At 71.0% G+C, this 12,223-nt stretch carries 10 protein-coding genes and 1 riboswitch; of the genes, 5 read left to right on the forward strand and 5 right to left on the reverse strand.

Annotated features, from left to right (window positions below; genetic code table 11):
* Positions 1-63: 63 nt before the first annotated feature.
* On the reverse strand, positions 64-2,550 hold the full coding sequence (gene pcrA, locus ACWD68_RS37735; RefSeq protein ID WP_451810981.1) for a DNA helicase PcrA: 2,487 nt from the start codon (positions 2,548-2,550) through the stop codon (positions 64-66).
* Positions 2,551-2,982: 432 nt separating this feature from the next.
* Positions 2,983-3,153: riboswitch (cyclic di-AMP (ydaO/yuaA leader) on the forward strand.
* An 8-nt stretch (positions 3,154-3,161) separates the two neighbouring features.
* Between pcrA and ACWD68_RS37740 the strand changes: the two genes are divergently transcribed.
* The gene (locus ACWD68_RS37740) at positions 3,162-4,310 is read left to right on the forward strand and encodes an NlpC/P60 family protein (RefSeq protein ID WP_451810982.1); all 1,149 of its coding nucleotides are present in this window, start codon (positions 3,162-3,164) and stop codon (positions 4,308-4,310) included.
* 197 nt (positions 4,311-4,507) lie between these two features.
* Positions 4,508-5,488, forward strand: coding sequence for a tellurite resistance/C4-dicarboxylate transporter family protein (locus ACWD68_RS37745; RefSeq protein ID WP_451810983.1), 981 nt, complete (start codon positions 4,508-4,510; stop codon positions 5,486-5,488).
* Between the two features lie 9 nt (positions 5,489-5,497).
* On the opposite strand, the gene ACWD68_RS37750 is transcribed toward ACWD68_RS37745, so the two are convergent.
* Positions 5,498-5,851 (reverse strand): hypothetical protein, encoded by a 354-nt coding sequence (locus tag ACWD68_RS37750; RefSeq protein ID WP_451810984.1) that lies wholly within the window; start codon positions 5,849-5,851, stop codon positions 5,498-5,500.
* A gap of 445 nt (positions 5,852-6,296) precedes the next feature.
* Between ACWD68_RS37750 and ACWD68_RS37755 the strand changes: the two genes are divergently transcribed.
* Complete coding sequence (locus ACWD68_RS37755; RefSeq protein WP_451810985.1) at positions 6,297-7,370, forward strand: NlpC/P60 family protein; 1,074 nt, start codon at positions 6,297-6,299, stop codon at positions 7,368-7,370.
* Positions 7,371-7,384: 14 nt separating this feature from the next.
* Here ACWD68_RS37755 and ACWD68_RS37760 read toward each other — a convergent pair whose 3' ends face one another.
* Both ACWD68_RS37760 and ACWD68_RS37765 read right to left on the reverse strand, forming a co-directional pair.
* Positions 7,385-8,158: a LuxR C-terminal-related transcriptional regulator gene (locus ACWD68_RS37760; protein WP_451810986.1), complete on the reverse strand. Its 774-nt coding sequence runs from the start codon at positions 8,156-8,158 to the stop codon at positions 7,385-7,387.
* Positions 8,155-9,444 carry an ATP-binding protein gene (locus tag ACWD68_RS37765; RefSeq protein ID WP_451810987.1) on the reverse strand — a complete coding sequence of 430 codons (1,290 nt, stop codon included), beginning with the start codon at positions 9,442-9,444 and terminating at the stop codon, positions 8,155-8,157. Before ACWD68_RS37765 ends, ACWD68_RS37760 begins: the two co-directional genes overlap by 4 nt.
* Positions 9,445-9,622: 178 nt before the next feature.
* On the opposite strand from ACWD68_RS37765, the gene ACWD68_RS37770 reads away from it, so the two are divergent.
* Together ACWD68_RS37770 and ACWD68_RS37775 are read left to right on the forward strand one after the other, a co-directional pair.
* Entirely contained in the window at positions 9,623-11,038 is a 1,416-nt protein-coding gene (locus ACWD68_RS37770) for a PspC domain-containing protein (protein WP_451810988.1), read from the forward strand.
* A complete protein-coding gene (locus tag ACWD68_RS37775; RefSeq protein WP_451810989.1) occupies positions 11,025-11,249 on the forward strand; it encodes a hypothetical protein in 225 nt (74 codons plus the stop codon). The genes ACWD68_RS37770 and ACWD68_RS37775 overlap by 14 nt, the downstream gene beginning before the upstream one ends.
* A gap of 10 nt (positions 11,250-11,259) precedes the next feature.
* Here the strand turns inward: ACWD68_RS37775 and ACWD68_RS37780 are convergent, their stop codons facing one another.
* Positions 11,260-11,790, reverse strand: coding sequence for a DoxX family protein (locus ACWD68_RS37780; protein ID WP_451810990.1), 531 nt, complete (start codon positions 11,788-11,790; stop codon positions 11,260-11,262).
* Positions 11,791-12,223 lie beyond the last annotated feature (433 nt).

Genomic DNA, 12,223 nt, shown 5'->3' on the forward strand with positions numbered 1-12,223 from the left:
CGGCCGAGGGTTCCCGCGATCCGGTCCCGCGAGGGAACCCGGTCCTGCGACCGGTCTCCCGGCCTACAGCTTCTCCACCGGCGCGTACCGCAGGAGCAGCCGCTTCGGCTTGGGCTCTCCGAAGTCGACCGTCGCCTCCGCGTTCGCGCCCGTCCCCTTCACCCCGACGACCGTGCCGAGGCCGAACTGGTCGTGCGTGACCCGGTCCCCGACGGCCAGCGAGACCACCGGCTTCTCGGAGACGCCGCGGCGCGTGGCGAACCCGGAGGCACCCGAGGCCGCGGACCGTGAGCGCGACGAGGACAGGGATGCGGCGACACCGGAGACCGGGCCGGCCGGCACGGGCGCCGTCGCCCCCGTGCGCTTCCAGTCCAGATGGGTCGCCGGGATCTCCTCCAGGAAGCGGGAGGGCGGGTTGTACGAGGGCTGCCCCCAGGCACTGCGCATCGACGACCGGGTGAGGTAGAGCCGCTCCCGCGCGCGGGTGATGCCGACGTACGCCAGGCGCCGCTCCTCCTCCAGTTCCTTGGCCTGCCCGAGCGCGCGCATGTGCGGGAAGACGCCGTCCTCCATGCCGGTCAGGAAGACCACGGGGAATTCGAGGCCCTTGGCGGTGTGCAGGGTCATCAGGGTGATGACGCCGTTGCCGTCCTCCTCGTCCGGGATCTGGTCGGAGTCGGCGACGAGCGCGACCCGCTCCAGGAACGCGGAGAGCCCGCCCGAGGTCTCGCCCTCACCAGTCTCCTGCTCGAACTCCAGGGCCACGGCGGCGAGTTCCTGGAGGTTCTCGATGCGGGTCTCGTCCTGCGGGTCGGTGGAGGCCTGCAACTCGGCCAGGTAGCCGGTGCGTTCGAGGACGGCCTCCAGGATCGTGGCCGGGCTCGCGCCGGACTCGACGATGGTGCGGAGGTCCTCCATGAGCGTGTTGAACCGCTTGACCGCGTTGGTGGAACGCGCGGCCATGCCGTAGGCCTCGTCGACGCGGCGCAGTGCCTGCGGGAAGCTGATCTTCTCGCGCTGCGACAGCGCGTCGATCATCGCCTCGGCGCGGTCGCCGATGCCGCGCTTGGGCACGTTCAGAATGCGGCGCATCGGGACGGAGTCCTCGGGGTTGGACAGCACCCTGAGGTACGCCAGGACGTCCCGGACCTCCTTGCGCTCGTAGAAGCGGACGCCGCCGACGACCTTGTAGGGCAGGCCGACACGGATGAAGATCTCTTCGAAGACACGGGACTGCGCGTTCGTACGGTAGAAGACCGCGACATCGCCGGCCTTGGCCTCGCCCGCGTCGGTGAGACGGTCTATCTCGTCGGCGACGAACTGGGCCTCATCGTGCTCGGTGTCCGCGACGTAACCCGTGATGTTCGAGCCCGCGCCCGCGTTGGTCCACAGATTCTTGGGGCGGCGGGACTCATTGCGCTCGATGACCGCGTTGGCGGCGGTCAGGATCGTCTGGGTGGAGCGGTAGTTCTGCTCGAGGAGGATCGTCGTCGCGCTCGGGTAGTCCTCCTCGAACTGGAGGATGTTGCGGATGGTCGCGCCGCGGAAGGCGTAGATCGACTGGTCGGCGTCACCGACGACGCAGAGCTCGGCGGGCGCCAGGTCGAACTCGCTGGGCGGTACGTCCACGGGGTGCTCGGAGGTGCCGACGAGTTCCCGCACGAGTGCGTACTGCGCGTGGTTCGTGTCCTGGTACTCGTCGACCAGGACGTGCCGGAAGCGGCGGCGGTAGTGCTCGGCGACGTCCGGGAAGGCGCGCAGCAGGTTGACCGTGGTCATGATCAGGTCGTCGAAGTCGAGCGCGTTGGCCTCGCGCAGCCGCGACTGGTACATCGCGTACGCCTGGGCGAGGGTCTTCTCGAAGCCGTCGGCGGCCTGGGCCGCGAAGTCCTCCTCGTCGATCAGCTCGTTCTTCAGGTTCGAGATCTTGGCGCTGAACGACTTCGGCGGGAAACGCTTGGGGTCGAGGTCGAGATCACGGCAGACGAGTGCCATCAGACGCTTGGAGTCGGCGGCGTCGTAGATCGAGAACGAAGAGGTGAAACCGAGCCTCTTGCTCTCGCGGCGCAGGATGCGGACGCAGGCGCTGTGGAAGGTCATCACCCACATCGCGTTGGCGCGCGGGCCCACGAGCGCCTCGACGCGCTCCTTCATCTCGCCCGCGGCCTTGTTCGTGAAGGTGATCGCGAGGATCTGGCCGGGGTGGACATTGCGCTCGCCGAGCAGATGCGCGATCCGGTGGGTGAGCACACGGGTCTTGCCGGAGCCGGCGCCGGCCACGATGAGCAGCGGGGAGCCGGAGTGCACCACGGCCGCGCGCTGGTTCTCGTTCAGTCCGTCCAGCAGGGCCGCCGGGTCCACGGCGGGCCGGGGCGCGCCGTCGCGGTAGTACGCGTCCCGGCTCGGCGGCGCGTCGAACTTCCCGCCGAACAGATCGTCCGGAACCGGCTCCGGTACGTGATCGTCCTCGGGCGGCGGCGGGTGCTCGTCCTCGTGGGCCGCGGAGGGCTTGAGGTCCGCCAGGAAGCTGTCATCAAAGAGGCTGCTCATCGCTCTCCGAGTCTAGGCCGCCCCACTGACAGCCCGCCGCCACCCCGAGAACTCGGGCGGAAGTCGTGACGCGGTTCCGGGGCGGACGGGCGTGCGGCCATGGCGCCCGGGAACCCGTGACCGCGCATGATCGACCGGTCACCCCAGGTGAGGGGCCGGAGGGGCGGAGTCGGCATCGGCCCGGCCCCCGAAGGAGCGACGCCTCGGCGAGGGCGAGCGCTCCCGAGCGAACGGTCGCCCCATGGCGGGCGTAAGCAGCCGACACGCCCTTATGCGGACGGATCATCGTGAATGGATCACGGGCGGCGTGACACATGGCGAAGGTCACGAAAATGTATCGGGCATATCGCACATCAACCTTCACACGGGCCACACCCGTTGGCTAGCGTGCGAGAAGGCCACTCGACCGCAACCGGCGAACATCGCCGGGCCGAGCGGCCTCCGCCGAGTTCGGCCCGCCCACCAGGCGGCCGGAGCCGGGGACCCACCGACCTTGGGGTGAATCGGTCCAACCGCCTTGTGGGGCACGGACCGTAGGGCAACCTTCCGGAACCACCCGCCCGAACCCGACAGCTAACTCGGTAGGCGGATGACGGAAGGAGTCGCCTCTCTTGGCGTCGCACCGCAAATGGCGTCCTTCGGGTACGCGCGTCGCAGGCATACGGACCCCGGCCCTCGCGACGGCCGCCCTCACCTCGGTGGCCCTGCTCTCACAGACGGCGAACGCCGCCCCCACGGCCAACCCCAGGCCGAGCCTCGAAGAAGTCGAGAAGAAGGTCAACGACCTCTACCACCAGGCCGAGACGGCCACCGAGAAGTACAACGCGACCCGGGAGAAGACCGCCAAGCAGAAGGAGCGCGTCGACACCCTGCTCGACGACGTCGCCAAGCGCACCGAGAAGCTCAACACCGCGCGCGAGGAGCTGGGATCGTTCGCCGCCGCGCAGTACCGCACCGGAGCCTCCACGCCCGGCACCGCGACACTGCTGCTGGCCGACGACCCGCAGGACTACTTCGACCAGACCCAGCTGATGAGCCGTCTGACGACCCGCCAGAAGGCGTCCGTCGACGACTACGTCACGGAGCAGGCCGCCACCACCAAGAAGCGCGCGGAGGCCACCGAGAGCCTGCGGTCGCTGACGGCCTCGCAGAAAGCGCTCAAGACGTCCAAGGCCACGGTGCAGCGCAAGCTCACCGAGGCCCGCGGCCTGCTCTCGAAGCTGAACGCCGAGGAAAAGGCGCGGTTGGCGGCGATCGAGAAGAAGAAGCAGGAGCGGGCCACGGCCAAGGCGGCGGAGCTGGCACGGCAGCAGGCCGCCGCCGAGAAGGCCGCCCAGCAGCAGTCGTCGGGCACCACGACCGGCTCGGCGTCCGGCTCGACGGCCACGGACTCCTCGTACGCGACGAAGGCGGCCAAGGCGCTCACCTTCGCCCGCACGCAGATCGGCAAGCCGTACGTCTGGGGTGCCACCGGCCCGGAGTCCTACGACTGCTCGGGCCTGACCCAGGCCGCCTGGAAGGCCGCCGGCGTGAGCCTGCCGCGCGTCACCTACGACCAGGTGAACGCCGGCACGACGGTCTCCCTCGCCGACGCCCAGCCCGGTGACCTGGTCTTCTTCTACGACGACATCAGTCACGTCGGCCTCTACATCGGCAACGGCATGATGATCCACGCGCCGAAGCCGGGGGCGTACGTCCGCGAGGAGTCGATCTACTACGACGGCACCTCGGCGATCCACAGCGTGGTGCGCCCGGCATAGGCCGGAGCACGAGCGATGCCTCGCGCGGGGCACGCGCGCGTGAAGCCGAAAGGCCCCACGCGCGCGCCCCGCGTTTTCGTACGCCCTGCGCGTGGAGCACGAAAGCGCGCCCCCTGCGCGCGTGGGGCACGTTTTCGTGCTCCACGCGCGCGTGCCCCACCGGCAAAACGGGTCCGGAGATCCCTAGCATCGGGCGCATGCCAGACACACCGGACAAGCCGGACACTTCCTCGTTCCGCGCCTGGTGGGCGGGGCGGCCGCCCGCCGCCGGGGCCGCCGTCATGGCCACCGGCATCATCTCGGTCGGGCTGCAGCTGACCGGGTACGAGACCCTCTCCCGGATCACGCTGGTCCTCGCGTCTCTCGCCTGGCTCGCGCTCGCCGCGGACTTCGTCGTCCGGCTGGTGCGCGACCGGGAGCAATGGACGCGGCATGCCGGCACCCCGGCCGGGCTCACCGCCGTCGCGGCGACCACCGTCCTCGGCACCCGGTTCTCCGCACTGGGGTGGCAGTGGCTCGCCGAGGCCCTGCTCGCGCTGGCCGTCGTGCTCTGGCCGGTCCTGCTCCTGCCCGTCGTACGGCACTGGCGGCGCCGGATGACAGGAGGCGTCTTCCTCGTCTGTGTGGCCACACAGGGGCTCTCGGTCCTCGGCTCGACCATCGCCACGGCCGTGGGCCCGGACTGGCTCGCGCATGCCGCGCTGGTGCTGTTCTGGCTGGGGATCGTGCTCTACGGGGTGACGTTCGCGCACTTCGACCTGTGGGAGGTGAAGCGGGGCGCCGGGGACCACTGGGTGGCGGGTGGCGCGCTCGCGATCTCGGCGCTGGCCGGGGCGAAACTCGTCGCCGCGCACCACGGGAGCCCGTATCTGTGGAACGACGACGACCAGGGCGTCCTGCGCGCCACGACCGTCGCGCTGCTCGTGCTCGACCTCGCCTGGTACTGCGTGCTGCTCGTCGCGGAGGTGGTGTGGCCGCGCCTCCGGTACGACGTACGGCGGTGGGCGACGGTCTTCCCGATGGGGATGTCGGCGGTGGCGACCCTCTCGGTCGCGACCGCCCTCGATGTCTTCCGGCTCAAGGGGCCGGGGCAGGTGCTGCTGTGGATCGCGGTGGCGGCGTGGCTCGCGGTCGCGGCGGGCGCCGCCCTCGCCGTCAGGTCCGCGACTCGGAGGTGAGGGCGCCGGTCAGGTCCACAGGACGGCGATGAAGATGTTCGCGACGGTCAGCAGTCCGACGAGACCGAAGAGACCCTTGTCCACCTTCTCGTCGTCCCGCTTCACGTAGACGAGCCCGAGGATCACGATCAGCAGGGCCAGCTTCACACCGATCTTGATGTTGTTGACGGTGTTGCCGTCGGCCTGGTTGAGCCCGACCAGGGCGACGCCGGTGACCAGCATGGTCAGCGCGCCGTGCAGCATCGCGGGCACGAAGCGGGCGGTGCCCCGGCCCATCGCCTTCATCTGCGTGAGGAAGCCGCCGAGGAGCGCGGCGATGCCGATGATGTGCAGGCCGACGAAGAGATGGATGAGTACGTCCATGGGGCCGGAGCCTAATCGCACACCCTGACGCCTCTTCCCACCGGGCTGCCCCTTCGCCCCGCCCCTTCGCTCCCCTCCCTCTTGTCACCGGGCCATCCCGTGTCATCCATAACACCGGGGCCACTCCGGTCGTCCCGGATTTGCCGCATCGGTCATCACCCTGCGTGAAGGCGGTGACGCCAGGCCGGGATATCGGTCGCATAAGGCCATCACGCGGTCCAGTGCGGACAGTTCCGTACATGGCGTTACCAACGCCGCACTCACAGGTTTAGCGTCCTCCCCCAGGTGACCGGATCCCCACCGCCGCCCGGGCCAGGGGCGGCAGTCGGACACCACCGCCGAGAAGGTCCGGCGGCGGCCCGCTCCCCCTGTGTGAGCCGCCGCCGGACGTGTCACCGCTTGACCGCATCCGCAAGAGCGGTCGTACGGAAGGATGTGGGCCCTCGTGGCAGCGCACCGCAAGACCAAGCAGCGCTCGATCGGCGGAAACACGGCCCGCACAGCAGTCACCATCGCCCTCGCGGGCGCGGCGACGGCGACCGGCTTCGACGGGATCGGGCATGCCGACCCCCAGCTGTCCCCGACGCAGGTGAAGGCCAAGGTCGACAAGTTGTACGAGGAGGCGGAGGCCGCCACCGAGAAGTACAACGGCGCCAAGGAGAAGGCCGACAAGGCGGCGGCGCACCTGGACACACTCCGCGACGAGGCGGCGCGCAGGCAGGACCGGCTCAACTCGGCTCGGGACGCGCTGGGTTCGATGGCGGCGGCGCAGTACCGCAGCGGCGGACTCGACCCGGCGGTGCAACTCGCGCTCTCCGACGACCCCGACCAGTACCTGGAAGGGGCCGCGCTCGCCGAGCGGGTCGGCACCCGGCAGTCGGCGGCCGTCGCCGGGGTACGCAAGCAACTGCGCGAGATCGAGCAGCTGCGCGGCGCCGCGCACGTCGAACTGGCCTCGCTCACGTCACGGCAGGCGGAGCTGAAGCAGCAGAAGAAGACGATCAACGGGAAGCTCGACGCGGCACGCCGGCTGCTCTCGCGGCTCACCCCCGAGCAGCGCACCCAGTACGTGGAGCGGGGTTCCGCGGGCGAGCAGCAACACGTCTCGCGCTCCTCGGCCCGCGGACCGGTCCAGGCCGCGCCGTCCGGCACCACCGCGGCGGCGCCCAGCTCCCGGGCCGCGGCGGCCGTCTCCTACGCCTACGCCAAGCTCGGCAGCCCCTACGTCTGGGGTGCCACCGGGCCCGACGCCTTCGACTGCTCCGGGCTCGCCCAGGCCGCGTACCGTTCCGCGGGCCTCTCGCTGCCCCGGACGACCTATGCCCAGATCAACGCCGGCCAGCGGGTCTCCCGCTCCGAACTCCGCCCCGGCGACCTGGTGTTCTTCTACGCGGGGATCACCCACGTGGGCATCTACGTCGGCAACGGGCAGATGATCCACGCGCCGAACCCGTCGGCACCGGTGCGGTTGGCCCCGATCGACGAGATGCCCTTCGCGGGGGCGGCCCGGGTGGTGTGACTCCCCCGCGTCGCTCAGACCAGCCGCCGCGCCGTCGCCCAGCGGGTCAGCTCGTGGCGGTTCGAGAGCTGGAGTTTGCGCAGGACCGCCGAGACATGCGACTCGACCGTCTTGACGGAGATGAACAGCTGCTTGGCGATCTCCTTGTACGCGTACCCCCGGGCGATGAGGCGCAGGACCTCGCGCTCGCGCTGGGTGAGACGGTCCATGTCCTCGTCGACGGGCGGGGCGTCGGTGGAGGCGAAGGCGTCGAGGACGAATCCGGCGAGGCGCGGCGAGAAGACCGCGTCGCCGTCCTGGACGCGGAAGACGGAGTCCACCAGATCCGTGCCGGTGATCGTCTTGGTGACGTACCCGCGGGCGCCGCCGCGGATCACGCCGATCACGTCCTCCGCGGCGTCCGACACGGACAGCGCGAGGAAACGGACCGGCCGCTCGGCGTCGGCCATCAACGGGGCGCAGCGGCGCAGCACTTCGACACCGCCGCCGCCGGGAAGGTGGACGTCGAGGAGGACGACCTCGGGGCGGGTGGCCGTGATGACCGTGACCGCCTGGTCGACGTCCGCGGCCTCGCCGACCACCTCGACGCCGGTCCGCTCGGTCTGCCCGATCTCGGCCTGGACCCCCGTACGGAACATGCGGTGGTCGTCGACGAGCACCACGCGCACCCGCCGCCCGCCCTCGGCGCCGGCCGGTCCGGCCGCGGGGGCGGCGGCTCCGGATGCGGCGGCCCCGGCGGTCTCCCCGGCCGAACCGCCGGACTCCACAGGCTCGTTCGCGTTGCTCATGACGTCTTCTCCACCCTCTCCATCTCCAGCTCGACCTCCGTGCCGCCGTCCGGCACCGCGCGCAGTCGCGCCGTGCCGCCGTTGCGCTCCATGCGGCCGATGATCGATTCTCTGACGCCCATGCGGTCGGCGGGTATCGCGTCCAGGTCGAAGCCGGGGCCGCGGTCGCGGACGGACACGAAGACCGTCCTGCCCTCGACTTCGGCGTAGACCTGTACGGCGCCGCCCTCGCCACCGTACTTGGCCGCGTTCACCATCGCTTCCCGCGCTGCCTGCATCTGCGCGGTCAGCCGGTCGTCGAGCGGGCAGTCGCCGACGACGACGACCTCGATGGGAACGCCGTGCTTGTCCTCGACCTCGGCGGCATGACGGCGGACCGCCTCCGCGAGGGTGTCGGGCTCCTCGTCCTCGTCCTTGCCGCTGCCCTCCGGCTTGTACAGCCAGGCCCGCAGATCGCGCTCCTGGGCGCGGGCCAGCCGCCGCACCTCATTGGCGTTCTCCGCGTTGCGCTGGATCAGGGTCAGGGTGTGCAGCACCGAGTCGTGGACGTGGGCGGCGACTTCGGCCCGCTCCTGCGCGCGGATGCGCATCAGGCGTTCCTCGGACAGGTCCTGGGTCATCCGGACCAGATAGGGGCCCGCGAGGAGCGCTGTGCCGACGAGGACCGCGAGCGCCGCCTGGAGCACGGAGCCGAGGTGGGCCGCGGAGCCCTGGAGGACGAATATCCCGGAGACGCCGGCGGTGACGAGCAGGACGCCCGCCGCGGACCGCAGCAGCGTGAGCGTACGGCGACGGCGGCCGACCTCCACCCAGCGGGCCCGCCGCGCGTTGTCCGCCTGGCGCCAGACCAGGGCGACACCGGCGCCGACCAGGACGGTCGGCCACAGATACGCCTTGGTCCCGCCGCCGAGATTCACATTGCCGACGAAGACCATGGCCACGACGACCATGAGGAGCAGGGCGACGATCTGGCCCTTGTCCGGCTTGCGGGCCACGAGTCTGCGCCGGCCGTCGGGCGAGGTCTCGGTGGTGAACGCCGGCGTACGGCCGGAGCCGACGCCGCCGACGCCGAGCGGCACGAAGAACCAGAACGCGGCGTACAGCAGGGCGCCCAGCCCGTCCGCCATGAACAGTCCGACGAACATCAGCCGCACCCAGACGACGGGCAGCCCCAGATGCCCGGCGAGCCCTCGCGCCACGCCACCGAGCCAGCGTCCGTCGCTGCTGCGGTAGAGCTTGCGCGGGGGCCGCGGGTCGTCGACGGGCATGGCTGCGGCTTCCGGCATGGCATCGATGGTCACACGCCCGGCGGACCAGAGCATCAGGGTCGGCCCCCGAGACTCCCCTGATCTTCGGGAAACCGGCGCTCGAACGGTCCCCGCCCTCCGTCTCGGGGCGGATATCAGGGTTCGGCCAGGGTCATCCCGACTCCCGCAGCGCCGTCCCGCCCGTCACCATGGACGCATGACAGATCAGCAGCACGCGGCGGCGGAGCCGGACTCCGGCTCCGCTCCAGGTGATGAGCCGCGCGCTCACGGGGATCCGGCGACCGCCCGGCCCGGGGAGACGGGCGCCGCCCCCGAGGTGCCGCGCAGGTTCCGGCGCGACCGTCGGCAGAAGATGCTGGGCGGGGTGTGCGCCGGGCTCGGCCGGCAGTGCGACATGGACCCGGTGATCTTCCGGATCGTGCTCGCGGTGCTCGCCGCGACCGGCGGCATCGGCCTCATCTTCTACGGCTTCGCCTGGCTCTTCGTCCCGTACGACGAGGACGAGGAGAACGAGGTCCGCAAGCTACTCACCGGCCGCGTCGACGGCCAGGCTCTGACCGCCGTGCTCTTCGCGCTGGTCGGCTGCGGAGTGTTCCTGTCCATGCTCAACAACGGTGGCGTGCTGACGTTCGCCGGCGTCCTCTCCCTGCTGCTGGCCGGCGCGGGCTACTGGTCGCAGCATCGCGGCGCCACCGACCCGGACCCTTCCCCGAGCTCTCGGCCGCGCTCGAGCCGGGGAAACCCCATAGCCGCCCAGGCCGTCGCCGACGCCCCGCCGGAGGCGCAGGCCCCGCCCGTCCCCGCCTCCTACCCCTCCTGGTGGCGCGACCCGATCGTCAAGGACGGTTCGCACGTCGGCGGCACCGGCTATCTGTGGGGCCCCCAGGAGGCCCGGGACCGGGATGTCGCGGCCGCGCTCAACATCGCCCGCGGCACCTCCCGCCCCGGCCTGGGCGCGGAGCGGGAGCCCAAGCAGCGCGGCCCCCGTCGCATCGGCGGCCGGCTCTTCCTGCTCGCCCTCCTCGCGGGTGGCCTCGGCACGGGCCTGACCTGGCACGACCAGACGCTCGGCACCAGTCTTCAGGCGGGACTGGCCGCCGCTCTCATCGTGTTCGGCCTGGGCATCACCCTCAGCGCCTTCCTCGGGCGCACGGGCGCGGGCACCATCTTCCTGGCCGTGATCACGGCAGGCCTCCTCGCCGCGTCCGCGGCCCTGCCGAAGGACATCAGCACGCACTGGGTGCGGAAGAACTGGACTCCGGCGACCGTGGCCGACGTACGGCCGAGCTACGACCTCGGCACGGGCGTGGGCACCCTCGACCTCAGCCGCCTCGACCTCGCCAAGGGTCAGACGGTGACGACCGACGCCGAGGTGGGCGCGGGCCGGCTGAAGGTGATCGTCCCCAAGGACGCGACCGTGCGGCTCAGCATCGACGTGGGCGTCGGGGACATCCAGTTGCCGGGCGACAACGAGAAGGACGTGGACGTGGAACCGGGCAAGCACAAGCAGGTCACCCTGCCTCCGGCAACGGGCGGCAAGAACGGCGGCATCCTCGATCTCGATCTCCAGGTCGGCGTGGGCCAGGCGGAGGTGGCCCGTGCCACGACATGAGTTCCAGCCCGGAAAGCTGGTGGCGGGCCTCTTCCTCACCGCCGGGGGCATCGCCTACGCCGGGGACGCGGCCGGCTGGTGGGAGACCGAGTGGTTCGCGATCATCCCCGTCGTCGTCATCGGTCTCTGTCTGGCGGGCGCCGCGGCGACCGTGACCCACGCCGTACGCAGACGCCGCGCGGACCCGGGTCCGCGCGGCGTGAGCTCCTAGGGCTGTTCTTCTAGCGGTAGGCCCCGGCGCGTTGCCTGCGCCGGGCCCGTAGGGCCGCGTCCACCGAGAAGACCGAGGCGCCCGCCAGTACGAGGGGGAGCCAGGCCATCAGATAGGCGAGGTCGTTGCCGTAGTAGTACGGGTCGGAGGCCCAGCTCACGGTCAGCCACAGGCTGAGCGAGATGAGCGCGCCGCCGAGTGCGGCGAGGCGGGCCAGCAGGCCGATCAGGGTGCCGATGCCGACGGCCAGCTCGCCGAAGGCGATGGCGTAGCCGAAGCCGACGGGGTTCTTCAAGGACAGGTCGACCAGGGCCGGGATCGCGGAGGAGTCACGGACCGTGCGCATCATGTCGCCGATCGAGCCGGAGCCGGAGGCCTTCATGAAGGCGCTGTCGGTGAGTTTGTCGAGGCCGGCGTAGATGAAGGTGACACCCAGGAAGACTCGCAGTGGCAGCAGGGCGTAACGGGTCGCAGTCTCCCGCCAGTCCCGCCTCTCCTCGAGATACGGGGTGTGAGTATCCGTCCGCATACCGTGAGTCATCGCTCTCCGCCGCCTCTCGCCCGCGTGCCGTTGACCCCTCACCAGACCATACGTACGAACCCGGCCCCCCGCTCATAGCCGGAACCTTTTTCCTCGCCCCACCTCCCCGAACACCCCCCGGGCTGCCCCTCCCCCTCCCCGGCACGGGCGCCCGCCCAAAACCGTCTTTCGCCCCCTCCGCCCCTACCCATCCCGTCCCTGGGGCTTCCACCCCAGACCCCGCTCCTCAAACGCCGGAGGGGCTGGATCCTGCACCCGCAGAGAACAACGTGCCGGGGCCGCGCCCAGTCACGAATCACCCGCAGCCGTCCGCCCACGGGAGGGGCCGTGCCGGTACATCCCTGATGTCCGTCGCTTACGTCCGGATCGAGCAGCGGCTCCCTCACGGACCCACGTCCGATCCAGCGGCGACGGACCGGGATGTACCGGCACG

This window comes from Streptomyces sp. NPDC005141 (assembly GCF_053599975.1).

Coding starts and splice junctions, on each gene's coding strand:
- ACWD68_RS37760 (WP_451810986.1), bottom strand. CDS start 8,158: ATGAGCAACGCGAACGAGCCTGTGGAGTCCGGCGGTTCGGCCGGGGAG.
- ACWD68_RS37770 (WP_451810988.1), top strand. CDS start 9,623: ATGACAGATCAGCAGCACGCGGCGGCGGAGCCGGACTCCGGCTCCGCT.
- ACWD68_RS37745 (WP_451810983.1), top strand. CDS start 4,508: ATGCCAGACACACCGGACAAGCCGGACACTTCCTCGTTCCGCGCCTGG.
- ACWD68_RS37750 (WP_451810984.1), bottom strand. CDS start 5,851: ATGGACGTACTCATCCATCTCTTCGTCGGCCTGCACATCATCGGCATC.
- ACWD68_RS37765 (WP_451810987.1), bottom strand. CDS start 9,444: ATGCCGGAAGCCGCAGCCATGCCCGTCGACGACCCGCGGCCCCCGCGC.
- ACWD68_RS37780 (WP_451810990.1), bottom strand. CDS start 11,790: ATGACTCACGGTATGCGGACGGATACTCACACCCCGTATCTCGAGGAG.
- pcrA (WP_451810981.1), bottom strand. CDS start 2,550: ATGAGCAGCCTCTTTGATGACAGCTTCCTGGCGGACCTCAAGCCCTCC.